Source organism: Halobacteriovorax marinus SJ (assembly GCF_000210915.2).
Taxonomy (GTDB): Bacteria; Bdellovibrionota; Bacteriovoracia; order Bacteriovoracales; family Bacteriovoracaceae; genus Halobacteriovorax; species Halobacteriovorax marinus.
Genome location: NC_016620.1, coordinates 2,012,015 through 2,036,655, shown reverse-complemented (window position 1 = coordinate 2,036,655; position 24,641 = coordinate 2,012,015). Strand labels below are relative to the sequence as shown.

Here is a 24,641-nt window from a genome sequence, read left to right as displayed (position 1 = left end):
CTTTTCAAGGAAATTTAATTAGTACTTGAGCAACTTGCTCCACCTAATACGCAGAATTTTGCACAAAATGGATGATTGAGGTGAATATCTTTAAATGACTCAAGGAGAGTTTCGCCCAATTCAAATTCCTTGTTATATGCAATGAGTGTACAGGCGAGAACTTTAGGAGAAGCCTCTCCTTTTCTTTTTACGATCATTCTCTGTGTTGAGCACATTTGGTCTGTAGGGGAGACATTCAATATATTCCAGCAATCTACTGTGATCTCTGGAACATCTTCTGTGGCCTTCATCTCTGGGAAAATAACAAGTGTATCTGGGGAGATTTCAATATCTATTTTATGCTTTTTAAGTAGATTCCCATAACCCTGCTTTGCTACTTCCTGACTCTCTTTAAAGAGAGATCTTCCAGCGATACTAATATGAAATTCATTCAGATAGAGCCACTCTAAGGACTTCATAGTAGGAGCGAAGGTTCCTTCTCCTCGCTCTCCTTCATGGATTTCTTTTGTATAGTGATCGAGGGAAACTCTTAAGCGAAGGAGATCAGAGTATTGTTCTTTAAGAGCTAGTAATTTCTTCTCCCATCTCTTCAATACTTTATGAGCATTTGTAAGAACTAGAACTGGAACTCCAAGAGATAAACACTCTTCGAGTATTTCTATGATATGTGGATTTAGAAAAGGTTCTCCACCAGTAATTCCGATGCTCTCTAATTGCCAAGAGTTCTCTTTGACTTCATCAATATATTTCTTCACATCAGCTAGAGTGAGGTAGGCGAGGCGATCATTCTTTGGACTCGATTCAATATAGCAATTATCGCATGCAAGGTTACATAGGGTTCCACTATTAAACCAGAGAGTTTTTAGTGAAGTGAATGGTACGCTACCTCGCTCTTCATTCTTAGCTGTGGTGTAGCGATTTTCCCACTTAGCATATTTACTTACTTCCATTCATTTAGCTCCCAGTTGTAATTGAGCCACTGGATTGGTGTTTTATCTGTAATCTCTTTATGCTTTGAATATTTTTTTATAAAAGCTCTAAGACCTTTAAAGTCTAACCTATACCACTTGAAGATTTTTGAGAGATAGAGAGTTCCATCTTTGTAGTCATTCTTTGTTGCATTGTTAATAAAGAAATGTGCTGAGGACTCAAATAGCTTTTCTAGGTTATTTGCTGTGAAGGCCTTCTTCTGAAGGTTAGGACAGCTTATACTTGCGCAGACGAGAGCGAAGTGAATTCTTGGTTCTTTATACTTCTTTCTAATCACTTCATGTTCGATCCAATCTAGATTTCTCTTGTGACCGAGAAAGAAAAAGAAGTCTTCTTTAAATGCACTTGTAAAAAGTGAACCAATATCTTTGATACTCTTCACCGGATAGTGATCGATGATCAACTTCACAGTGTGTGCATTATAGGCATTAATGAGAAGAGCTAGTTTTTGATCTCTTGTAAAATTATCAAATTCTTCTTTTTTAAGTGAGGAGAGTTGGAGAAGGTATTGATTGAGAGATAAGGGTTTCTCTTTTATATTCTTGTAGTCTAATAGGGCCTGCTTATTTTTAATATGCAAATTCTCATCTAAAACTTTTTGCCAAAGAACGTGAGAGTGATCAAATGCATTTGCAACTTGGATAGTGCTTAGAAGTAAGAGAATGAATAATTTCATTTATGCCCCTGATTATAAATAAATAGTATAACTAGAATTATATTATACTTTCCTTTAGAATAATGAAAAATATTAAGGAATTCTCTTGCAAAACTTCTCTGATCCTAACTTTATTAACTCTCTTAAAAGAGGGGACCAAAGCGCCATGGAGATCCTTATCTCTGCCTACTCAGGACATTTGTTAAATGCAGCTCTGGGGATGGGTTTTGGGCGCGAAAAATCACAGGATATTGCACATAGTACTTGGCTGACATTCTTTGAAGTCGTTCATAAATTTGAGGGGCGAAGTCATATTAGAACTTTTCTCTTTGGAATATTCTACAATAAGGTGAGTGAGTACAAGCGGCAGATTTTAAAGTACGAGAAGTACGACCCCATTGAAGAAGTTATGGAGGCTCGCTTTGTGGATAATGGTCACTGGCAAAGTGAGTGGCCGAGCGACCCTCACGAGGCCCTCGTAAATACTCAAGGCTTAAGTATTATTGAAGAGTGTATGGATAAGCTTCCATTAATACAGAAGTCAGTTTTCTATTTGAAGGTAGTTAAAGAGCTTAGTAGTGAAGAAATTTGTCACACTTTGGAGATTTCAAGCACTAATCTAAGACAGCTTCTATATCGCTCAAAGACTCGGTTAAAAGAGTGTATAGAGAGAAAGGGTGCTAAATAGTGAAGTTATATACGTGCCAAGAAATTTCAAAATTAACTTGTTTCAAAGATGAGCTTAATAGCTTTGAGAAGCTTAATTATAATTTACACCTCTTCATTTGTAGTAAGTGTCGCAATTACTCAAAGAGTATTGAGGAAGTGAGTGTTAAATTTAAAACTATTGTAAAAGATCGAAAGGCCTGCGAAGAAGATATTGTGGCCCTCGAGAAAAGGGCCTTTGATTCACTTAAAAAGAAAAGTGACTCTTAACTAGCTTTCCATTGTGATAGTGCTTACATTCTCCACTTGCCATTAACTCTATGACACCGTGAAGTTCCGTGCCATCTGGAATTCCGCTAGGGAGATAACTAGCGCTACCAGCGCTAAGAGCAGAGTCAGTATAGTTGTCACTAATCCTACTTGCATCATCACTAAAGAGCGCTCGGTTTGATTCCCATATACTCAAGTAAGGTTGCATGACTGCAGCAACGGCACCATCGCTTTGGTGGTCTAGACCCAGTAGGTGACCGAGCTCGTGAAGAATTACTGTACTCATATCATAGTCAGTATTAGAGTTTGGATCGTAGCTAAAGTCATAATCTCTTTCATTAACAATAATATCTGCGTGGGAGAGTTGGTAATATTCTCCTCTGCTTCCCGTCATCTTGTAGGCGTAGAACTGAGTAATGGCAAGAGCGCTACTTGAAATATTAGAAAACCAGTCGTCAGAAATATAGACACCCAAGACACTATCTTTATAAGTTGATAAGGCGTCATTGCCTTTAGATGCGGCAGCTGGCGCAGGGTAGTTGAAGAGGACTTTTCCTGTAACAGCGTCGTCCCATTCCTTTTGCATTTGTTCAATCGGGTTTCTACCGGCCCCGTCTATATCAGCAGGAGCAAATGAGAAGTCACCTGATATCTGAATACTCAGGGGAAGAGCTGAGTCTGCCCAACGAATCGGGAGATCGTCATCTGCACTGCCTGGTGATCTTCCGCCCAGGGCTTGAGTTTTTCCCCCTCCTGAACCATTGCAGGAAGCGAGAGTAAGTAGAAATGTAATTAGAAGAATTGCCCTCATGAAGTTATTTTCCTATAGCCTAGTAAGTCCCCAATTTCAGGTGGGGTTAATAAATACTTCTCGGTCTATAGGATAAGGTAATTTAGGAAATTCCTGACAAAAAAGCCTCCAGTTCTGGAGGCCTATTGTCGGTTATTGTGGGATATTAGGCGTTTGCTTTAGCGTGATCGGCCAAGAATTGAGAAAGCCCTTTGTCAGTAAGAGGGTGCTTAAACATTGCTTTGACGACATTAATTGGCATTGTTCCAACATCAGCACCAACCATCATAGCGTCTCTAACGTGAGTACAATGTCTGATTGAAGCCGCAAGAATTTTTGTTGTAAATCCATAGTTGTCATAGACTGTTCTGATTTCATCAATTAATTGCATTCCATCGTGTCCGATATCGTCTAATCTTCCAATGAATGGAGAGATATAAGTTGCACCATTCTTTGCTGCTAGAAAGGCCTGATTAACTGAGAAACAAAGTGTTACATTTGTTTTAATTCCATTGTCAGAGAACCACTTACAAGCTGTGATACCTTCTTCAGTTAAAGGAAGTTTAATAACAACATTGTCGTGAATCTTAGCAAGTTCTTGACCTTCTTTGATCATTCCTTGCGCGTCTGTAGCTATAACTTCTGCAGAGATTGGACCATCAACAATTTCACAAATTTCCTTAATGACGTCGGCCTGGCTTCTACCCGTTTTGGCAATTAAGCTTGGGTTAGTTGTTACACCGTCAATAACACCCCATTTTGCAGCTTCACGAATCTCATCAACCATTCCAGTGTCTAGAAAAATTTCCATTATATTCTCCTTAATTTGTCAGAAATTTATGACCATAGCTTAACCGTCTGAGTCTTCATAGTAAATAGATAAGTCGGATATCTCTTCCCTAGAGATTTTTCTGGGATTATGGGTCATAATAGGAGTATGAAATATTTGATTCTAATCATAGCCCTCTTAGGCCCCATTAGTTTAGCAAAGAATGCTCAGGTAAAAAGTGGTGAGGATGCTGTGGATTATTCAAAATTCTCAAAAGAACTTGCCCAGGAACTACAACAAGATATTACAAAGTTGGAGCAGCTTGAGGATGAGGATTCTTTCTACGACAAGGATTTCGATTACTCGTCCTTCTCTGCCAGAGTAACTGATAGGGACAAGACCTCAAATATTATTAAGATCTCCTCAGAGAATAGAAATATTAAATTCTTTCGAGCAGGTGATGAAATACTCTTCAATATAGCCAGTATGAAAGAGCGTGAAAAGTGTGAAGCCTATGTGAGATCAGTTGAGGATAAGTACTTTGTTGTCTTTGTTAAAGATTTAATTCCTTGTTGGGGAAAGAATGAATACTTTAGAAGAGGAACTGTCTTAGTGGTGAAGTCGTTTCGTCTTGCTGAGAGAGTGAGAGAGGCCTCAATTTATAGAGGAGTTCTCCTTAAAAGAAAGAGAAGTTTCTTTAAGCAGCTCAATGGTGTTAACCACTTCATTTGGTCTTATAACCAGCAGAAGGTTAAAGTTGCAGCAGAGTTTGATAGAGAGATAATGCGCATAAGAAAGAAGAAGCAAAGGGCCTTAGAAGAATTACAGCTTAATAAGAAGGATCAAATTGTTCTTCAAAAAGAACTTATCCAGCGTCTCGACAATATAGACGAAGATCTTGATTTCTATCGTATTGATAAAGACGAATTAACTATTGATCGCTGGCACCTAGACCATGATCTTGGAATTCCGGTTGGTAAAAGACCAGGGAAAGCTAAGCCTAGGCTTTAGAGAGATAGTTCTTATAGAGCTCGCCCAAGAAATTCTCATTATAAATATAATTATTCATATGTTCTTTGTAGAGCTTAAGGCTATATGTAGGAGCAACTCCCATCCACTCTTTGATACTTGTCTCGTCGTGTTCTTGGTGAAGCCATTTAAAGATACAAGCTTGTCTGAGGGATTTAGGAGTGAGAGTAATTTGAAGTTTCTTTCTATACTCTTCGAAGATGACTTCTAAACCTCTAGGACTAAGTGACCCCGAGAGGATGCGATAAGGGTTTGCGTTAAATAGAAGTTCATCAAAATTAATAGAAGATTTAATCTTCATATCACTTAGCTTTAAAATATATTCTTCAAAAACTTGTGTGAATATTTTCGGCAGTGCAATTGTATATGGATCTCTCTTTGGGTGAGAGATGAGAACTCTTGGAGTTTCACTTTCTAAAAATATATTACTTGTTTTAAGTTTACTTAAATCAGAAACTTTCAATCCTGCACCGTAAATAAGTAACATAACAATTTGGTTTCTACGAGCAATGAGAGCATTCATCTCATTATTTGAAGTGGCCTCTTCTAGAAGAGAAACCCAGAGAGTCTTTACATCTATAAAAGGAGTAGGCCTTGGAATATCTAAGAACTTTGGAGATGTAGGTAGCTTTCTTACAGGATTACTCTCAAAGAGATTTTCTTCAACAAGATAGTCAAAGAAAATTCTAAGGGCCTGAACTCGTCTTCTTCTAGAGTTATCTGAGCTATATTTCTTTTCGAGATATTGTCCGTAGTGCTGAACTTCGGGCATTCCAAAATGTGTGATGTCAGTTTCACCTTCATTCTTTATTAGATATTGATTAAAGCAATCTAGATCAGTTTTATAATTCTTTAATGTATTTTGACTTCTTCCCATGGCCTTAAGTTTGGAAAAGAAGTTATTCTGTAATTCATTAAGGTTTAATTCATTAAATGATCTATTCTTTTGCATGGGATTTTCCTCTTTAGACTATTATTCTATCTCTTTGCTTCTTTCATTGTCCAATAAGGGTCATGTATAAATTTCAAAGTATATTTATTTTTATGTTGCATGGTGTTATCTTGCGTCCTCATAACACTAGAGAGGAGTTTAGAATGAAAAAGGTTATTCTAGGAATGGCACTAGCCACTGTTGCTCTTGGCGCTCAGGCAAGAGATTTTGATATTGATGTTAATATCAACGCAAATTCAAGACTAAAGAATTGTCGTGAAAACGTTAGAAATCTAAAGAGTGAAAATGCAACACTTAAGAGCTTATTATCTACGACTGAAAGTCAATTGAACCAATGTCAAAGAGAGCTTAGAAATGGTCAAAACAATGGTGAAGTTAGAAGACTAAGAGAAGATCTATCTCTAGCTAACTCTACTATCACTAGACTTGAAAATACTATCGATAGAAAGAACGATAAAATCCAAGACTTAAAAAATCAAATCCAAGATCTTCAAGATCAACTTAATCCAAGAGCTCCTCGTTTTGACTTAGCTGCTTCAATTAGGGCCTGTAGTGGAATTAGTAACTCAACTTACTCTTCATACTGTGTAAATAGCGCTAAGAAATATAAAGTTAGAGCAAAAGTAATTGAGGCTTGTGCAACTTTATCTAATACTTACTATGCAGCACAGTGTGTAGACGATGCTGGTGAGTTTGGAACAAATGCACGTCAAGTACAAGAGTGTGTAAAGATCAAAAACTCTACATACGCTGGAACTTGTGTCGCATCTGCTGGTAAGGGAAAAGTTCCTGCTGACGTAATTGCAGCTTGTAGAAGCACTTCTACAAATACTTACTACCAAGCTCAGTGTGTTGCTGATGCATCTAAGCTATAGAATCTTGTCCTGACATCCACACACGTCTTAAATAAGATTTATATGTGAAAATGGCTCGACCTAAGTGTTTAAAAGCATTGGGGTCGAGTCTTTTTATTGGTGCTAGAAAACTAACAGGCTTTATAAAAATTTCAATGCACCCATTTTTTACAAGCATATAAGCTAATATTTTCAAAACTATTGAAATCAAAGAGCTTATTTGCTATTTATTAGCAAAATTTGAATAAGAGTGAGTAATCGATGACCTTTAATATGAACAAGACTTTGTCTTCTGTTTTTATGCATGAAAATTTTGGAGAGAGTATCTCTGATTTTTCACAATTAGATACAGTATTAAAGGATCAGGAAATCATTCTTAACCTTCAGAGAAATATCTCCCACAAATTTAAAAATATGGCCCTTCTTTACGAAGCGCTTACTCATTCGTCTTTTGGTCACGAATGTTTTGGTGATTCAAAGAAATCTTATGAGCGACTAGAGTTCTTAGGAGATAGTGTTCTCGATTTAATCATTACTGATCTCTTACAAGAAAAATTTCCCGCTATGGTAGAAGGAAAATTGTCAAAATTAAGAGCTTCCTTAGTGAATGAAGTGAGCTTAAAAGAGTTGGCAAGCTCTCTTGAGATAGAAAGAGCTGTGTTGGTTGGAAAGGGTGAACTTAAGGCACAAGGAAACTTAAAGAGCTCTATACTCAGTGATGTATTCGAAGCAGTACTCGGAGCTATTTATAAAGACTCATCACTTGAAGTTTCTAAGAAGAGTTTTATTTCTATTATTGAAAATTATGAAAAATTAAGCGGTCAAATCTATTTAGATGAAAAGAGACTGCAAGAATTCGATTCAAAGAGTCGCTTACAAGAGATGACGATGTCTCTTTTTAAAACATTGCCAAAGTACTCGGCTAAAGAGCTTTCAAATGGAAATTTTGAAGTAGAGGCAAGTGTTTTAGATAAATTCTTAGAAAAGGGAGAGTTCTCTTCTAAGAAGAAAGGTGAACAGAAATTAGCAAAAAATATAATTATAAAAATTGAAGAATACGCAAAAAGGAGCGCAAATGTTAATTGAACATCAACACCCAGACAATAAATCTATTATGGTCGCCGTTCTTGGTGCACCAAATGTTGGTAAGAGTTCACTAGTAAATTACTTACTAGGAATGGACTTATCTGTTGTTACAAATAAAGCACAGACAACAAGAAATAAAATTCACTGTGTATTCACTGTTGATAGAACAGAGATTGTTTTAGTAGATACTCCGGGTCTACACAAGACTAACCAAGAGTTAAATAAGAGATTAAATGAGCAAGCGAGAGAAGGTGTTGATGGAGCTGATTTAAATCTTTTACTTGTAGACTTAACTAGACCTGTTCTCGGTCAACTTGAAGACTTTAAAGAGAATATGGAAAGTGACAAGTTTGCTAAGACTTGGGTTCTATTCACTAAATGTGATCGCGTAGAGAACTATAAAGAGCTTCCTTTGTCACTTGTTATGGATAAGATGCAAGAGCTAATGCCTGAGATCGAGAAGGGAATTGTTATTTCTACAAAAGATGGAACTAATATGCACAACCTTACAGGTCTACTGGTTGACGAAGCGGCTCCGGGGCCTCACTACTATGGTGATGGATCTGTTTCAAATAAGAATGAAAGATTCTTTGCAACTGAATATATCAGAGAGCAGGCATTTGAATTATTAAATGCTGAATTGCCATATGAACTCGCTGTAGTGATTGATGAATATAAAGATATGAAACCAAAACGTGGTGAGACTGAGACAAAAGTTAAGTCTCATATCTCAGCATCAATCCTAGTTAATCGTCCTTCTCAAAGGGCCATTGTTGTTGGTTCAAAAGGTGGAATGATTAAGGAAATTGGAACGCGCTCAAGAAAGAAAATTGAAGCGATGGTAGGTGGACAGGTTCACTTAAACCTTCACGTAAAAGTGTCTCCTAAGTGGTTTAAGAATAATAATATTCTTGAAGAGCTTGGGTTACCAAGAGCAAAGAATTCAAATAGAGTGTGGCGTAGTAGATAGGAAATAATTATGAAAAATAGATCAATGGTAGTTTCATTAATCGGGAGACCTAATGTGGGTAAGAGTTCTCTCTTTAACCGATTAATGCAAAAACAACACAAAGCAATTACCCACGATCAACCAGGTGTTACTAGAGATAGACACTATGGAATTACTACAATTGAAGATCTTCAAGATGTAGATGCTGCCGACATCATTCTCGTTGATACAGGAGGTTTTTATCCTGAGAGAATTGATGAGAGAGGAAGAAATAGTGAAGAAGAGAATGCAAATAAATTCTTCAATATTATGACTGACCATGCTCGCATGGCCATCGGTGAATCTGATCTTGTACTCTTTGTTGTAGATGTTAGAGAAGGAGCACTTCCTTTTGACAATACAATTGCTGATTATATTAGAACAACGAAGAAGCCTTTTCTTGTTGTTGCCAATAAGTATGATTCTGACAAGCAAGCCGGAGAAGAGATTGACTTCTATTCTCTTGGAATTGATTCGGATGAGCTCTTTACAACGAGTGCTACTCACGGTCGTGGTGTAACTTTTCTTCGTGAAAAGATACAAAGATTGGCGAGCGAGTTCTCAAATGGAGCGCTTAAGTCAATGCCTGAAATTTCAAAAGGTGTTACTCCACGTGAGGAAGTTGTTTCTAAGATTGCTCTTATTGGAGCACCAAATGCTGGTAAGTCTACATTACTAAACTTACTTGTTGGGGCGCAGAGAGCTCTCGTTAGTGATATTGCTGGGACAACAGTCGATCCTATTGAAGGATTCTTTGATCTCTACTTTGGTAAAGAAGCAAAAATCTTAGAAGAAGATCAAGGTTTCTCATCAAATGACGGGCTACTCTTTAAGCAGTATGAAGAGTTTAGAAGAAATAATGCCGATGTTTATCAGCAGATGGTTGACTCTTATGCCATTGAAGAAGATTCGGATAAGAATGTTGGAATGGAGCACTTTGAGGTTGATTATGAACTTACAACTCTAGTAACAGAAGAGCTTGATCAACAAAGAAGTGAATCTTTTGATAAGAATTATGATCAAGTCTTCAATGAAGAAAGTGAAGAAAGCTCTGAAGAAGAGATCACACTAAGTACTGAGAGTTCTGAGACCGTAGAGAAGAAAGAAGATGATAATCATTGGAGATCAATCCATATTATCGATACGGCAGGGATTAGAAGACAGAAAACTGTAAATGGTTTCATTGAATCACAATCAGTTTACCGCTCTTTAAGAAGTATTACAGAATCAGATGTTGTAATCGTAATGATTGATGCCACTAATGGTATTGGTCACCAAGATAGACGTCTAATTGATATCTCACTTGAAAAAGGTAAGTCCGTAATTGTGGCCCTTAATAAAATGGACCTCATGAGAGAGCAGCTTCCTGATGAAGCAGCTAAGAGAGAATGGCTAAACAATTTAAGAAGAGATATTCCATGGCTTGATTTCTGCGATATTATTACAATTTCCGCCAAGCATAATAAGGGAATGAAGAAACTTAAAGAGGCCTTAAAGAAAACTATACTTGTTAGAAGTAGAAATATTCCTACAGGTGAGCTGAACCGCTTTGTTTTTGATCTCGTTGAGAGAAATCCTGTTATTGCAAAAAGCCAGGGTGCTAAGAGGTTTAAGGTTAAGTATACATCTATGATTAAATCGGGACCTCCGACTTTTCTGATGTTTACGAATAAGTCTCAAGGGATTCCTGAGCACTATAGACGTTACCTCGTAAATTCAATACGTTCAGGGTTTAAACTCTATAACACTCCTGTTCACCTTATCTTTAGAACAGGTAACGATTTGGCAAAGAGGATGAAGAAGTCTAAGATGGCAATGATGTTAAACGATTAAGCTGGAGAGACGATGAAAGTATTATTGAGTTTTTTATTTTTAATTAACTTAAGCGTAAGTGCTAAGACGCTAGTTATTTCAGATATAGACGATACATTGAAGCGAACGAATGTATTGGGCTATTTCACTGGTGGACTTCGTTCAACGAATCCTTTCATCGGATTACCAGAACTCTATAATGACTTTCTTTGTAATGAGGAAGAAACTCAGGAAAAGAGAGATTATTGTAAGAAGTTTAGAGGACATAATCACTCTTTAAATAGATCTCTTATCTATGTAACTGCGGCGTCGGGAAGAATTCAAATGTTTGGTCGTGAGTTTATCTCTAGATCAGGATTTCCTCAAGTTGCAGTTATTGGTAAAGAGACTGGAAGAGACACTTTAGAGTTTAAAACAAGTACTGTAAGTGAGATTGTTAAGGCCGAGTCTTATGATGAAATTATTCTCATTGGAGATAATGGACAGCATGACGTAGGTGCTTATAAAGCTGTAAGTGAAGCTTTTCCAAATAAGAAGATTACCACTTATATTCATCAAGTTTATAATCCTAGTCACAAAGATGACGATGAGAAGAAAGGTGTAGATCTTGCTCCTGGGCAAGTGGCATACTTTACTGGAAGTGATCTTGCACTTGAGTTCTATGCAAAAGGGCTAATCTCTGAAAAGCAATTAAAGAATATTGTTTCAAAAGTTCATCGCTACATAACTTCACGTGATGAAGATCTCTATGAGCAAGTTGTACCAGAGTGGAGTGATTGTAGACCATTTATGGCAAATTACGAGAGGCCAAGTGTTCATCTTTCAAAAGATATTGAAAAACTTGTTTCATCTATTGAAGATAAACTGAAGAAGGCCTGTAGATAATCTCTACCAATTCCAAATATATGACATCATAGTGGTGAAAGCATCACCACTTAAGTCTTCAATCACTGGCCTATATGCGCCAGTGTTCTTATCAAAGAAATTTACATTGTGGTAAAGGAATTCAATTCCTAGGTACGACTCTTTGAGCTTGATAGGGAACTCTAGTCCTCCACCAAGACCTACACCAAGTCCACCACCATTTCTATTTGGGATGTTTTCATTGTCGATGAATTTATTGGTCGTATACCAATACTCTAGTCTTCCCGTTATATAAGGGTTGGAGTAGGTGATTGCTGTTCCAAGATTTGATGTGTCGATATAGTACTTATATCCAGTGTACACTCTTAGCTGGCTTACTTGGACAAAGCTTGGAGCCTCACCATTGAAGCCCTCTAGGTTAGTTTGGTCAAAGTACATATTATGTCTTGAAAAACCAATTCCAATTGAAATGGCCGTTTGAAAGTCTTTAAAGATACTTAATTGGAGTCCGTAACTTGGATGCTCGTTCTCGTAGACAACTCCTCGATTTCCAGTAAAAGTCGTGAGACCAAGAGAGAAAGAGAAGGTGAAGAATCGTCCATAGCGGTAAAATCTCTCATCTTCCATTACTTGATTACTTTCAATATCTTCATTGAAGTCGGAGAAAATATCTCCGCCAATATTGAGGTCTTCCTCTTCGATACTAAAGCCGTCATTCACTCCGGCCTGTCCAAAGATATTTGTTGTAATGATAAAAACTAAGAGAATCTTTTGTATATTTTTAAAAAGCATTTATTCCTTATAGATAAAAGTGAGCTGCCGCGACGATGAAAGAGTCGCCAACTGTTTGGACCCTAAAATCATCTATCTTATTTAATGATACTCCAAACTCAAAACTAAATCCAAGACTGGATAGACCTGAGAAGCTAAATTCACTCCCCATAGTAAGGTCAAATTGAAAACCAGATTGCGATCTGCCACTTCCTTGCTTCTCATTTATCATTGCTGCTAGAACGGCACCGTAGAAGTTGAGTTGCGGCTCTTCAAAGATATTTCGATAGAGCTTAAAACCAGCTCCCCAACCACCTTCGTTCTCATCAGTATCTACTGCGGCAAGAGCTCCAATTGCAGTCGACTTTGACTTCTGTATTTTAAAAGATATTGCAGGTAGATCTGTTCGAAATTGATTGGACATCCCAATCCCTAGTCGTCCAGTACGTTCTAAGGCCTTACTGCTCAGTGATAGAGAGAGGAGAGTTGTTATAATGACTAATTTAAAGATATTTAAATACTTCATCATGCTTCCTTGCACAAAATAATTATAATTTTCTTATTATTTATCATAAACCAATCTTTCTATTTTTGACAACTTAGGCTTAGGATTCTAAAATTTCAAAATTAGATTAAGTTAATAAGGATCAATGCTATGCATTGTGAATGACCATATAAGATAAGGATGTAATTATGGCCACAACAACAACACCTCATAACCCTGTAGATGAAGCATTACAAGAAACAGAGCTTGGATCATTTATTGCTAAGAATAAGACTTCTGTTATCGGATTTGTTGCTCTGATTATTTTAGGCGTTTTCGCTTGGGGTGGTTACTCAATGTATAAAGGTAGCAAAAACGATGAGCTTAGCTCTGTTGTTTTTGAGTTCAAAAATAAGAACCTAGAGAACTTAACTAAGAAAACTATGACTGGAGCGGACTATACGGCTGCTTACCTTGAAATGGCAAAGTCTATGAGTGGATTTGTCGGTCTTACTCCTCTTGCACTTGCAAGTAGTGATGTTCTAACTTCGCAAGGTGATTTAGAGAATTCTTTAAAAGTACTTGCTACAGTTAAGGATCAATCGCAATCTTATATTAAGTACTTTGTTTACTCTAGAATGGCGGTAAACCACGAAGACCTTAACCAAGTTGATAATGCAATCGCAGATTTAGAAGTGATTGTTAAGGCCAATATTAAAGTTATGGAGTCTAAGACTTACCTTGACCTTGGAAGACTTTATTTAAAGAAAGGTGACAAGGAAAAAGCAAAGACTAACTTTCAATACGTAATTGATAATATGAGCCAAGCTGAGTTTGTTAAGTTAGCGAAGCTCTACATTGCTCAAATGGAGTCTTAGTGCGCTCATTACTATTATTTACATTACTCTTTTCTTTCGCTTCTTGCTCAACAATTAAGAAATTAAATATTGAGGGAGTTAAAGAGAAGAGAACTGCTTTTAGAGTTATTTGGAATAAAAACCAAGACCCTCTTCACGAGACAGGCAATCTTCCAATTGCTCTAAATTCTCCACTTATTCATGATGGAATTCTCTATATTGGTCATAACCAAGGCTATATGAAAGCTTACCAATTAGATAATGGGAAAGAGATTTGGTCTAAGTACGACGACGGTGCTTACCATTCTAAACCAGTTATCTATAAAGATTGGGTTATTTATGGAAACGCTAAGGGAAGAGTTTTTGCGAGACACTCTCTTACTGGAAAGGCCGAGTATATTGTTGATTTAGATGCAGCAATTGAAACTCAAGGTGTAATCTATAAAGATAGACTTGTCTTTCATACACGTAATCACAAAATTTTCTGTCTCGACGTGAACACGGGAAAAATCCTTTGGTCTTATAAGAGATCAGTCCCTTATTTAACGACTATTCAAAGAGCATCAAAACCACTCATCTATAAAGACAAGATTTATGTTGGATTTGCAGACGGTCAAATTGCTGCTTTTAGTTTAGAAGAGGGTGTTATTCTTTGGGAGAGAAGACTCTCTACAGGAAATAAATTTGTTGATGTTGACTCAAGTCCAGTACTCTTTAAAAATAGTATTCTCTCTGGTTCTATTAACGGTGATCTCGTTATCTTAGATCCTGACTCAGGACAAGTGCAAAGAAGGCTGTCTTATAAAGTTTCTCGCGCGCCAATTGTCTACAATGCCCAGCTCCTTGTTCCAACTATCTTTGGAGATATTGCGGTTCTAGATAAGGACTTAGTAGAGAAAGAGCTCATAAGCGTATCTAAGGTTCCTGTAAGTAGTATCGTTCCATGGAAAGGAGGACTTGTAGTGAGTTCTGTTGGTGGAAAGATTCTTATGCTCGACGAAGTAAATTTTAAGGTTAAAGATCAATTTGAACTTGGTCATGCCTATAGTGGAGTTCATGGTGAACTAGAACTCGCAGATAAGTACTTAGCTGCTTTTAGTTCTAGAAATAGACTCTACGTTTTTGAATAATTTAATTAGGAGTAAAATATGAAGTTCCTTTTTATCATTTTAACATCTCTTGCTCTTACTGGTTGTGCGACATCTACAAAGAAGTCAATTGCCCAGGACCGTAAGTCAGTTGGACCTATTCATAATGAAAAAGAGCTTATGGATAAAGGTCGCCAGATTTTAGAGAATTCGAAATTAACTAAGAAGCAGAAGGATCAATTCATCGCTATTTACAATGCTAATAGAAAAGAGGCCTTGAATTTAGAAGATCAAATTAGAGAATATAGGGCCGTTCTGCTTAAGACTCTTGTAGCAAAGAAGTTTGACCAACGAAAATTTGATATTACTTCTTTGAAGATTAAGAAACTGATTATTCAGAGGTACGAACTCTCTATGAAGCAGTATCGCCAAGGAAAGAAAATTCTAGGTGTAGACGCAGTTCATGTCTACGATGATCCTTGGTTTGAAATAATGCATAAGTTTTAATTTAAAAAAGAAAGGCCTCTCATTTTGAGAGGCCTTTTTGTAAGCGATTTATTTAATCGCTTTTAAAATGATCTTCGCTCGGATTCCGACTTTACTTGCTAAGCGAGAATCATTTCTGATGAAGTCATTGGAGACAATGAATTTTGGTTGTTGGGCCACAGAGAGGACTACACTTGATTGTCTAACAGATTGATCTAAGTCAATATAGTCTCCAAGCTCAACTAAGTTGTGATTGTAAGGAATATTATTACAATCGCTCACTCCTTCAAATGAAACGGCTTCAAAGTCATTATCTGAAACCACAATCTCTACTCCTCCTACAACTTCTTCATCAAAGTAGTGGGCGTTTGGGATAAGACAAATTCTTTGTGGATTACCTGCTGAGTTGATGTATGAGAGTTGAATTTTACTATAGAGATTTGATTCTATTCTATAACCATCAGGAACACCGTTTGGAACTACCAGTAGTTGTACTTCTTGTATTTCAATATCTGAGTAGACGTTTGGAATAACAAAGTTTGCAACTTTTTCATCAGCAATATCGTAAGATTTTGCAATCTCTAGTTCATAGAGATCAACTCCAATTGCTTTAACATTATCACTATTTTGAATAATAGCATCTTGATCAACAATAGGATCTGGAACGTTAACTTGAATTAGAGCAGGTGCAGGATAATCGTATCTATCATCGTCCTTTTTATTGGCAAGTAAATCAACATCGTCTTTATCAACTAATGCAGCAGAGACTTTTTGATCATCATCAATTGAAAGTTCTTTCTTATCCTCTTTTTTATCCGCCACAATTAAAGGGGCAATGTCAGAGTAGAGAACTGGGGGAGCGATCACTTGTACTTGTTGCCCACTATTGGGTAGTACTGGAATTAGTGAAGGATTTGGGACGGGAACAGGGTAATTACTAACGACAGCTTGTCCTTGTCCTTTATTTGAAAATTTCTCTTTATCAACAATTTTTTGATCAGCAGAAACTGGAGCCTTAACTTGTTGGCCCACTTGGCTGAGTTTTCTTGAGCTTTCTTTTCTCTCACTAAGAGGGATTGGTGCAATATTCTCGTAAAGAATAGAAGGTACCGCTACAGCTACTACTGGTGCTAGGCTAGGGATTTTATCAACAATTTTAACGGGAGCTATGACTCCATCATCAATAGAAAGTTGATTAGAGTTTTCGGCACTTGAATTATCTACCGAGTTGGGAAGAGAGACAGGAGCAGGACCACCTGATGATCCCCCACAAGAGGCGAGCAGTAGTGCTGAAAGGATTTGTGCAATAACTAGATTTTTCATTTCTTTCTCCTTAGTTACTTTTTTTCATTTAGTAAAAAGGTGAAAAGAGCTATTGGGACAGGAGAATTTATTCAGTTGTCGGAATCGCTAAATTCATCTCATTTTTAGAATACTCCTCTATGAGATATATGCAATAGGCCCAACACCTTAGAGAAATAGTTAAATTGATAATGAAATTTAATAAGCACATAACTTTAACTACTTATCTAATATTTATATGATAAGCACATGGGCTATATATTTATTTTAGATAGCCATTTAGTCAATATTTCTATTGGAAGGACCATTCTTTATGAGTCTCGCACCTCTTTGTTCTGTGAGGTAACTATAGACCCAGTCAAAGAAGATAAAGACTCTATTTCTAAAAAGAACTAGAAAGAGTAAGTGAACAAGGCACCAAGCACACCAAGCAATAAACCCAGTGATTCTAATTTTTCCAAATTCTAGAATGGCCTTACTTTTTCCAATCGTTGCCATTGAACCTTTATCCATATAGTGGAAAGGGTTTCTCTTTCCCTTAGGAAGTCTCTTTGAAATGATAGTTGCTACGTACTTTCCCTGTTGGGCCGCAACAGGGGCAAGACCTGGTAGTGTTCTCTCTCCGTCTTGAAAGCAAGCCGCATCTCCAATGACATAGATATCGGGATGTCCTTTGATACTACAATCATTTTGGACAATGGCCCTTTGCATTCTATCTAGCTCAATATCTAGAGAGTTCAATATTGGGTTGGCCTTATTTCCTGCCGCCCAAACAATATTCTTTGTAGGTATGAAATCTTCACCTACAAGAACTCCATTTTCATTAATATCTTTTACAAATGAGTTGAGCTTAACAATAACTCCAAGAGACTCTAGATCTTTCTTTGATTTCTCTGAGAGTGTAGGGTGGAATGTACTTAGTACGCGGTCTCCACCTTCTATTAAATATATCTTAGATGTTTTTGGGTCTATATTGCTAAAGTTCTTCGCCAGTGTCTTTGTGGCAATCTCTGCGATCGCGCCGGCCATTTCAACACCTGTAGGTCCTGCACCAATAATAACAAAAGTAGTGAGAGCTTCAATTCTTTGTTGATCACTCTCTAGCTCACTTTTCTCAAAACTCTTGAGGACATTTTCACGAATTCTTAGAGCATCGTCTAAGCTCTTTAGGCCTGGAGCATATTGCTCCCATTGGTCATTTCCAAAGTATGAGTGCCTGGCTCCTGTGGCCACTATAAGATTATCAAACTCTAGTGTGTGAAGTGACTTTAGGGAGAGCTTCTTTTCTTCTTTAGAAATATCTAAGACCTCATCCATTATAATTGTGATTGATGGATACTTCTTTAAAATCTCTCTTACTGGAGTGGCAATATCGGCTGGGGAGAGTCCTGCTGTAGCAACTTGATAGAGAAGGGGTTGGAAGAGATGATGATTGGTCTTATCTATTAGGAGGACTTCTTGGTTCTTCTTTCCCAGTTTTATGGCCGCATTGAGACCACCAAAACCAGCTCCTATGATAATTGTCGAAAATTTCTTCTTCACTTCTCTATCTCAGTTCTTACTCAGGTTTTTTAACTGAAAGGGCAATTCCTTGTCCTACTCCTATACACATTGTAGCGAGTCCTTCTTTAAGGTCCTCTCTCTTATTCATAATATGTACTAAGGTGGTCAGAATCCTCGCCCCTGAACATCCAAGTGGGTGACCTAGGGAGATCGCTCCACCATTTAAATTGACCTTTTCTTCATCAATTCCAAGCTCTCTAATACAAGCAAGTGATTGAGCTGCAAAGGCTTCATTTAATTCAAAGACGTCAAAGTCTTCAACTTTCTTATCAAAGTCCTTACATAGTTTTTTTACTGCTTCAATTGGACCTAGTCCCATCACATTAGGGTGTACGCCTCTAACTGCCGCCCCAGTGACTTCTGCTAGAGGAGTTAAGTTATGTTTCTTTAAAAAATCTTCAGATACAATAACTACAGCACTTGCACCATCATTCATTTGGCTAGCGTTACCGGCCGTGACAGAACCACCGTCTTTGAAAACTGTTCTAAGTTTTCCAAGTACTTCTAGGTTCGTATCAGGTCTAGGACCTTCGTCACGTGAAACAGTATGAGAACTCTTTCTAAGCTTAACTTCTATAGGAAGCACTTCATCGTTAAACCTTCCTTCTTCCCAAGCTGCGTGAGCCTTTTGGTGTGAAGCTAGTGCAAATTTATCCTGGTCTTCTCTAGATATACTATATTGCTCAGCTACGACCTCAGCTGTCTCTCCCATACCAAGGAGCGGAAAAAGCTCTTTCATTCTTGGGTTAGGAAAACGCCATCCAAAAGTTGTATCATACATTTTTGAGTCTCTTCCAAAGGGAGTAGAGCCTTTAGAGATAACAAGAGGTGCTCTAGTCATACTTTCTGCACCACCTATAACAAAGCAGTCTCCAAAGCCTGCGCTGATTCTTCCCACAGCATCCATGGCTGCGTCTAGTGAAGAACCACAAAGTCTATTAATAGTTGTCGCAGGTACTTCAAATGGAAACTCTGCTAATGTAGAGGCCATACGGGCAAGATTTCTATTATCTTCACCGGCCTGATTAGCACAGCCTGCGATAACGTCGTCAACTTCTTCTAGGTCAAAAGTTGCCCATTCTTTAATATCTTTAAAAAGATGGGCCAGCATATCGTCAACTCTTACATGAGAAAGAGCGCCTCCAAGCTTTCCAATAGGTGTTCTCTTGGCATAAACAATATATGATTTCTTCATAGTATTTCCTTAAATTAAGTTGGCCTCTAGTCGTAACTTTTGACTTGGGCGATAGCGTGGATCACCAGTTACTTTATAGAGCTCTTCTAATAACCTTAAAATATTCTTGTGCCCAATTTTCTGCGCCCATTCAAATGGACCCATAGGGTAATTCACTCCAAACTTCATTGCTGTGTCTATGTCTTTTGGCCTTGCTAATTGATCTTCAAGTGAGAAATAGGCTTCGTTGATAATCATAGAGATAACTCGAGGATAAGTGAAGCCAACACCCGGGCAGGCCACTCGTAGTCCTTCACAACCAATAAGTTCAAAGAAATCTGTTAGGCCTGAATTTGTTCTCTCGTCTATAGCGTAGTATTCATAGCAATTCGTAGGGGAGGGAAAATTCAGTGAAATGGCCCCGCGAAGCCCTGAGATTTTCTCCAGAAATAATTCTCCCCAATATGTGCTTAAATCACTTACTATTGGAAAATCAAATTGAATATTTAAGTGTTTTAATAATTCAAATTTCTTTTCAGGCTCTATCACTGTGAAGTCGAGTACAAGGTCGCACTCCATATAGTGTGACCACTTCTCTTCAAAAGGAGCGTGTGATTCTAGATCGTAGAAGATCACGTCACTCTCTTTTAGTTTTTGATAAAAAGGATGGTTCTTCGTGGCGAGAACGAGAAACTTCTTATTCGTAGTCATAGAAACCACCCTTTGTCTTTTTACCTAGTCGTCCACTATCAACCATTTTCTTTTGTAGTTGGTGTGGAGCGAAGCGAGGCTCATGGTAGAAACTCTTCCATACTGACTCAGTAACACTATAGTTTATATCGATTCCTATAAGATCCATTAATTCAAATGGCCCCATTCTAAAACCACCACATTTCTTAAGTACCTTATCTACTTCTTGCATTTTTGCGACATCGTAATTGGAAACAATGCGAAGGGATTCCCCATAGTAGTTTCTTGCAACTCTATTGACGATGAAGCCAGGAGAGTCACTACAAATTGCGACTTCTTTCTTTTTTTCAGTGAACCACTCTTCAAAGAAGGTAATCATCTCAGGCTTACTCCAATGTCCCTTAATGACTTCTACTAATTTCATAATAGGAGCTGGGTTGAAGAAGTGAAGACCTAGGAAGTTCTCTCTTCTCTTTGCTGGCAATTCCTTGGCCAGACTTGAAATTGGAATAGAGCTAGTATTAGATGCGAAAATAGTGTCTTCATTACAAATACTATCTAATTTCGTAAATACTGAGGTTTTAATTTTAGCATCTTCAATGATGGCCTCAATGACTAGGTCAGTGTCGGGCCTTATCTCTTCCCATGTTGAGGCAGAGAGATTTTCTTTGAACTTTTGAATTTCGCTAGCTTGAAACTTGCCCTTGGCCTCTAATTTCTTCCAAGAGGCCTGTACTGATTGAATGGCCTCTTTGGCTATATCATCATTATTATCTAGGAGCTGTACACTCACTCCTTGTTGAGCAAACCACTGGGCGATTCCTCGCCCCATTGTGCCTGCTCCAATAACAAGAATTGAATCTAATTTCATAAAATTATGAATCTCTCTTAGGTTGATCTTCTTCTTTGTACTCAGGGATTACGAGTCCTACTTCATCACATAGAACTTGAATTTCTTTAACAAAGGCATCTCTTACTTCACCGTTAGTTCTTGCTTTAAGACCAAGGTTTACGTAGAGATCGTTGGCAGCTCCTCTCGTTGAACCAAAGACGTTCATCACTCTTGGCCACCAGAGGTTTAGACGCTCTTGAAGAAATTTCTTATCATCTGCTTCTTGGGCCAAGATCTTCACCCACTTATCACCGTGAGTTAAGTGCATTACTTCTTCTTTATAAATTCCTTCAATACCTTTTTTCCAAGGAAGGTAGCTTGATTGAAGCGTATCTTCTAATTGGTGACCAGCTGCCCTGTCCATTAAGAAGTTAAAGAGAATAAAGTCTGTCCAATGGTTAATATTGTAATAGAAGATATTAACTCTATAGTCGTCTTTTAATCTCTTGAAACCAATATTGATTTCATCTTCTTCTAGTTTATATTCAAGTTCAGTGTTCTCAACGTGCTTTATTGTATCGTGACCAAGGTCTTCAAGGATTTTGTAAATAACTGAAGCGTGTCTCATTTCATCTTTAACGATTTGAGCAACAATAACTTTCTCACGTAGAGTAGGTGCTTTTTCAATCCAAGGCATATAACCCATGGCCCCTGAATACTCAGAGTCACCTTGCATCCATAGTAGATTCGTTAGGTGCTTTCTATAAAATTCTGGTAACTCTTCGCCCTTGTCAAAAGTTCTACCATTTTTGATTTCTTCAAAAAGAGCTTTTTGCTCTGGAGTGTACTCTCTTGCTGTTGCCATAATCCTTTCCTAGTTTCCTTTAAAGTTTGGTGCTCTCTTTTCAAAAAATGCACTAAGACCTTCTTTGTAGTCTTGTGAATTTCCGAGAAATCTCTGAGCATATATTTCGTTATTAATACTTTCTTTAAATGTTCTCTCTGCTGCAAATTGAATATTCTTCTTAATAAGCTCAACACAATTTGGTGCCATGGCATTAATATTTTGGGCCACTTCTTTTGCGCTCTCTAAGAGTGTTGTTGAGACATTGTTGATCAAGCCTGCACTTGCCAGCTCTTCAGATAGAAGAGGGTTATTAAAGAGAAAGAAATCTAGTGTTCTCTTTTCTCCTAGTGCTCTTGTAAATGTAAATGAGCTGCCCGCATCTGGAGCAAGTCCAAGTTTAGAAAATCCTGAGATAAACTTCACACCAGGTGAGGCAATTATATAGTCACATGCCAAGGCCACTGAAAGCCCTGCGCCTGCACATACGCCATTAATTGCACCGATAACAATTTTCTTAGATTCTCTAATTGCCATAACGAGAGGGTTCCACTCAGTTTCTAGAGTATTACCTAGATCGACTGCTTTCTCACCGGCCTGTACGTTTCGATCATTTAAGTCTTGTCCTGTGCAAAAGGCTTTTCCTGCAGCAGTAAGGATGATTGATCTAATATTTTCGTCTCTATTTGCCGCTCTAATAGCTTTAACAATTTCTAATTTAGCGTCAGCATTGAGTGCATTATAAACTTCTTCTCTGTTTATTGTAATAATTGCGCTCATCTCTTCAGTGGCATAATTAATATAAGTATATTCACTCATTTAATTTCCTTTATACTCTGGTGCTCTCTTTTCTAAAAAAGCACTCATTCCTTCTTTTTGATCAGCAGAGGCAAAACTTAAATAGAAATTTCTTCTCTCATACTCAAGCCCGTCACTAAGGGAGAGCTCCTGTGATTTATTGATGGAATCTTTTGTTAATTTTACAGCTATAGGTGACTTGTCAGCTATTTTCTTGGCCACTTCAAAGCATTCTTGTAATAGAGTTTTGGCCGGAACAACTCTAGCAATGAGGTTGCACTCATAGGCGTCCATAGCACTGAGCATTTCACCAGTTAGAGCAAGCATCATCGCTTTACTCTTACCTAGAGCACGAGTTAATCTCTGAGTCCCGCCTGCCCCTGGAGTTGTCCCTATATTAATTTCTGGTTGTCCAAATTTAGCGCTATCTCCTGCAATAACAAAATCACAGGCCATGGCAAGCTCATGACCACCACCAAGAGCGAAGCCATTAACTGCTGCAATAATTGGTTTAGAAATCATAGCAAACTCTTTCCAAAGCCTCATCCTCTTATCTGTTAGTTGTTCGATAGGGTTGGACTGAGACATCTTTAGAATGTCTGCGCCCGCCGCAAAGGCCTTATCATTACCTGTGAGAATAATACATCTTACTTCTGGAAGATCGTCTAGCCTTCTTAGCTCATCAACGATCTCTTGAAGAAGATCTGTCGTGAGAGCATTGAGAACTTTGGGGCGATTAAGTTGTAGAAGAGCAACCCTTAGATCATTATTATATGGATGTGTCGTTAGTAATTCGCTCATTAGTCTAAGTAACCTCTCGCTACTTGATCTCTTTCAATAGCGTCAAAGAGGGCCTGAAAGTTACCTTCACCAAAGCCATCATTATTTTTTCTTTGAATAAATTCAAAAAATAGCGGACCAACGTAAGTCTGAGTAAAGTTTTGAATGAGGTATCCCTCAGCATCACCATCAACGAGAAGCTTAGCATCTTCAAGATCTTTTAAATCTTCTTCAACTTTAATTCCTCTCTCTGGAATCATTTCATAGTATGAGCTTGGAATATCTAGAAAAGAGATATCTCTCTTTATTAACTCTGGAACTGTACTTAAAATTTTCCCACAAGTTAGAGCAATATGTTGAACGCCTGAGCCTTTGTGTAGGTCTAGGAATTCTTGAATTTGTGATTTTCCGTTCTCAACTTCTGGCTCATTGATAGGGATAATGACAGCGTTATTTTCTAATTGAACAACTTTTGAGTTCAGACCTGTCTTAGCACCTTTTATATCGAAGTATCTTGTCTCTACCATTCCATAAATATCTTTATAGAATTGTACCCACTTCTCCATTTCACCCTTTGGAACATTATTTGTTAGGTGATCAATTCTAGCAACTCTATGTGCTAGTGGGTTTGCCTTAGGATCGGTTTCAATTTTCTTAAATCCAGGTCTAAAGTGTGAGTTTGGTCTTTGAATGAATTCGTTTACAACATCTCCAAAGCCTTTGATTGTTGCTGTGATGAAAACACCTTCGTCGCACTCTACTGTTTTGGCGTCACTAATCATCTCAGCACCTCTGGCCACTGCTGTTTTAATAGCGTGAGCGCAGTCTTCTACAAGAAAAGAGATTTTTGAAACACCTTCTCCATGATCCTTGAAGTATTGAGTACTATGTGAAGTTGGATTATTGTCAGATATGAGAAGAAAGCGAACTTGTCCTTGTGAGAATAGTTGGGCATTTAACTCCTCATTCTCATAAGTCTTAGAAAAACCAAATTTATAAAATAAATCTTTGGTTGGAGTCTCAATAGTTCCACAAGTAAATTCTAAGTGATCGATGGCCAAGATTCCGAGTGGGTTCTTATCATTAATTTTTGAATGATTGTTATTAGACACTTTGCGCCCCTTCTTTTTATCAGTTATTTTTTAGGGCCTATTTTGGTATAGAAATAATGGAGTTTCAAGGTGCGTATAGGTGAAATGACGCACTTTTCGACATCCTTGTGAAAACTTCTTATTTTAATGACTTAT

General features: G+C 37.7%; 27 protein-coding genes. 11 read left to right on the top strand and 16 right to left on the bottom strand.

Annotated features, from left to right (window positions below):
- Positions 1–14: 14 nt before the first annotated feature.
- Both BMS_RS09600 and BMS_RS09595 read right to left on the bottom strand, forming a co-directional pair.
- On the bottom strand, positions 15–950 hold the full coding sequence (locus tag BMS_RS09600; RefSeq protein ID WP_014244615.1) for a radical SAM protein: 936 nt from the start codon (positions 948–950) through the stop codon (positions 15–17).
- The gene (locus tag BMS_RS09595) at positions 941–1,666 is read right to left on the bottom strand and encodes a DUF547 domain-containing protein (RefSeq protein ID WP_014244614.1); all 726 of its coding nucleotides are present in this window, start codon (positions 1,664–1,666) and stop codon (positions 941–943) included. The genes BMS_RS09600 and BMS_RS09595 overlap by 10 nt, the downstream gene beginning before the upstream one ends.
- 85 nt (positions 1,667–1,751) lie before the next feature.
- Here BMS_RS09595 and BMS_RS16970 point away from each other — a divergent pair, with 85 nt between their 5' ends.
- Complete coding sequence (locus BMS_RS16970) at positions 1,752–2,333, top strand: RNA polymerase sigma factor (RefSeq protein ID WP_014244613.1); 582 nt, start codon at positions 1,752–1,754, stop codon at positions 2,331–2,333.
- A complete protein-coding gene (locus BMS_RS09585; RefSeq protein WP_014244612.1) occupies positions 2,333–2,581 on the top strand; it encodes a hypothetical protein in 249 nt (82 codons plus the stop codon). Before BMS_RS16970 ends, BMS_RS09585 begins: the two co-directional genes overlap by 1 nt.
- On the opposite strand, the gene BMS_RS09580 is transcribed toward BMS_RS09585, so the two are convergent.
- Both BMS_RS09580 and fsa read right to left on the bottom strand, forming a co-directional pair.
- Positions 2,559–3,392 (bottom strand): matrixin family metalloprotease, encoded by an 834-nt coding sequence (locus BMS_RS09580; protein WP_014244611.1) that lies wholly within the window; start codon positions 3,390–3,392, stop codon positions 2,559–2,561. The two genes, BMS_RS09585 and BMS_RS09580, sit on opposite strands and share 23 nt — an antisense overlap.
- Positions 3,393–3,537: 145 nt before the next feature.
- Positions 3,538–4,182, bottom strand: coding sequence for a fructose-6-phosphate aldolase (gene fsa, locus BMS_RS09575; protein WP_014244610.1), 645 nt, complete (start codon positions 4,180–4,182; stop codon positions 3,538–3,540).
- A 126-nt stretch (positions 4,183–4,308) separates the two neighbouring features.
- Here fsa and BMS_RS09570 point away from each other — a divergent pair, with 126 nt between their 5' ends.
- Positions 4,309–5,151, top strand: a complete 843-nt coding sequence (locus tag BMS_RS09570; protein WP_044557478.1) for a hypothetical protein — start codon at positions 4,309–4,311, stop codon at positions 5,149–5,151.
- Here BMS_RS09570 and BMS_RS09565 read toward each other — a convergent pair.
- Positions 5,141–6,121, bottom strand: coding sequence for a tyrosine-type recombinase/integrase (locus tag BMS_RS09565; RefSeq protein WP_014244608.1), 981 nt, complete (start codon positions 6,119–6,121; stop codon positions 5,141–5,143). The two genes, BMS_RS09570 and BMS_RS09565, sit on opposite strands and share 11 nt — an antisense overlap.
- Positions 6,122–6,264: 143 nt before the next feature.
- Between BMS_RS09565 and BMS_RS09560 the strand changes: the two genes are divergently transcribed.
- The 5 genes from BMS_RS09560 (at position 6,265) to BMS_RS09540 (ending at position 11,746) form a co-directional block, all read left to right on the top strand.
- Positions 6,265–6,996 carry a hypothetical protein gene (locus BMS_RS09560; RefSeq protein WP_044557476.1) on the top strand — a complete coding sequence of 244 codons (732 nt, stop codon included), beginning with the start codon at positions 6,265–6,267 and terminating at the stop codon, positions 6,994–6,996.
- A gap of 252 nt (positions 6,997–7,248) precedes the next feature.
- Complete coding sequence (rnc, locus tag BMS_RS09555; protein WP_157868268.1) at positions 7,249–8,061, top strand: ribonuclease III; 813 nt, start codon at positions 7,249–7,251, stop codon at positions 8,059–8,061.
- A complete protein-coding gene (gene era, locus BMS_RS09550) occupies positions 8,051–9,031 on the top strand; it encodes a GTPase Era (protein WP_044557475.1) in 981 nt (326 codons plus the stop codon). Before rnc ends, era begins: the two co-directional genes overlap by 11 nt.
- 9 nt (positions 9,032–9,040) lie before the next feature.
- Complete coding sequence (locus BMS_RS16965; RefSeq protein WP_014244604.1) at positions 9,041–10,882, top strand: ribosome biogenesis GTPase Der; 1,842 nt, start codon at positions 9,041–9,043, stop codon at positions 10,880–10,882.
- A 12-nt stretch (positions 10,883–10,894) separates the two neighbouring features.
- A complete protein-coding gene (locus BMS_RS09540) occupies positions 10,895–11,746 on the top strand; it encodes a phosphatase domain-containing protein (protein ID WP_014244603.1) in 852 nt (283 codons plus the stop codon).
- Between the two features lie 3 nt (positions 11,747–11,749).
- Here BMS_RS09540 and BMS_RS09535 read toward each other — a convergent pair whose 3' ends face one another.
- Entirely contained in the window at positions 11,750–12,517 is a 768-nt protein-coding gene (locus tag BMS_RS09535; protein WP_014244602.1) for a hypothetical protein, read from the bottom strand.
- A gap of 7 nt (positions 12,518–12,524) precedes the next feature.
- Positions 12,525–13,022, bottom strand: coding sequence for a hypothetical protein (locus BMS_RS09530; RefSeq protein ID WP_044557474.1), 498 nt, complete (start codon positions 13,020–13,022; stop codon positions 12,525–12,527).
- 167 nt (positions 13,023–13,189) lie between these two features.
- On the opposite strand from BMS_RS09530, the gene BMS_RS09525 reads away from it, so the two are divergent.
- Genes BMS_RS09525 through BMS_RS09515 form a run of 3 tightly spaced genes read left to right on the top strand, consistent with a single transcriptional unit; the run spans position 13,190 to position 15,432 of the window.
- The gene (locus tag BMS_RS09525) at positions 13,190–13,858 is read left to right on the top strand and encodes a YfgM family protein (protein ID WP_014244600.1); all 669 of its coding nucleotides are present in this window, start codon (positions 13,190–13,192) and stop codon (positions 13,856–13,858) included.
- A complete protein-coding gene (locus BMS_RS09520) occupies positions 13,858–14,967 on the top strand; it encodes an outer membrane protein assembly factor BamB family protein (protein ID WP_014244599.1) in 1,110 nt (369 codons plus the stop codon). The genes BMS_RS09525 and BMS_RS09520 overlap by 1 nt, the downstream gene beginning before the upstream one ends.
- An 18-nt stretch (positions 14,968–14,985) precedes the next feature.
- Positions 14,986–15,432 carry a Spy/CpxP family protein refolding chaperone gene (locus BMS_RS09515; RefSeq protein ID WP_014244598.1) on the top strand — a complete coding sequence of 149 codons (447 nt, stop codon included), beginning with the start codon at positions 14,986–14,988 and terminating at the stop codon, positions 15,430–15,432.
- A gap of 48 nt (positions 15,433–15,480) precedes the next feature.
- Here the strand turns inward: BMS_RS09515 and BMS_RS09510 are convergent, their stop codons facing one another.
- The 9 genes from BMS_RS09510 to hppD form a co-directional block, all read right to left on the bottom strand.
- Complete coding sequence (locus tag BMS_RS09510) at positions 15,481–16,734, bottom strand: hypothetical protein (RefSeq protein ID WP_014244597.1); 1,254 nt, start codon at positions 16,732–16,734, stop codon at positions 15,481–15,483.
- Between the two features lie 258 nt (positions 16,735–16,992).
- The gene (locus BMS_RS09505; RefSeq protein WP_014244596.1) at positions 16,993–18,255 is read right to left on the bottom strand and encodes an NAD(P)/FAD-dependent oxidoreductase; all 1,263 of its coding nucleotides are present in this window, start codon (positions 18,253–18,255) and stop codon (positions 16,993–16,995) included.
- A gap of 16 nt (positions 18,256–18,271) precedes the next feature.
- Positions 18,272–19,471, bottom strand: a complete 1,200-nt coding sequence (locus tag BMS_RS09500; RefSeq protein ID WP_014244595.1) for a thiolase family protein — start codon at positions 19,469–19,471, stop codon at positions 18,272–18,274.
- A 9-nt stretch (positions 19,472–19,480) separates the two neighbouring features.
- Positions 19,481–20,161: a 3-hydroxyacyl-CoA dehydrogenase family protein gene (locus BMS_RS16960; protein ID WP_052590643.1), complete on the bottom strand. Its 681-nt coding sequence runs from the start codon at positions 20,159–20,161 to the stop codon at positions 19,481–19,483.
- Complete coding sequence (locus BMS_RS09490; RefSeq protein ID WP_044557473.1) at positions 20,148–21,011, bottom strand: 3-hydroxyacyl-CoA dehydrogenase family protein; 864 nt, start codon at positions 21,009–21,011, stop codon at positions 20,148–20,150. The genes BMS_RS16960 and BMS_RS09490 overlap by 14 nt, the downstream gene beginning before the upstream one ends.
- 4 nt (positions 21,012–21,015) lie before the next feature.
- Positions 21,016–21,837 carry a Phenylacetic acid catabolic protein gene (locus BMS_RS09485; RefSeq protein WP_014244594.1) on the bottom strand — a complete coding sequence of 274 codons (822 nt, stop codon included), beginning with the start codon at positions 21,835–21,837 and terminating at the stop codon, positions 21,016–21,018.
- Positions 21,838–21,846: 9 nt separating this feature from the next.
- Entirely contained in the window at positions 21,847–22,635 is a 789-nt protein-coding gene (locus BMS_RS09480; RefSeq protein WP_014244593.1) for an enoyl-CoA hydratase-related protein, read from the bottom strand.
- Positions 22,636–23,415 carry an enoyl-CoA hydratase-related protein gene (locus tag BMS_RS09475; RefSeq protein WP_014244592.1) on the bottom strand — a complete coding sequence of 260 codons (780 nt, stop codon included), beginning with the start codon at positions 23,413–23,415 and terminating at the stop codon, positions 22,636–22,638.
- Positions 23,415–24,506 (bottom strand): 4-hydroxyphenylpyruvate dioxygenase, encoded by a 1,092-nt coding sequence (hppD, locus tag BMS_RS09470; RefSeq protein ID WP_014244591.1) that lies wholly within the window; start codon positions 24,504–24,506, stop codon positions 23,415–23,417. The genes BMS_RS09475 and hppD overlap by 1 nt, the downstream gene beginning before the upstream one ends.
- Between the last annotated feature and the right edge of the window lie 135 nt (positions 24,507–24,641).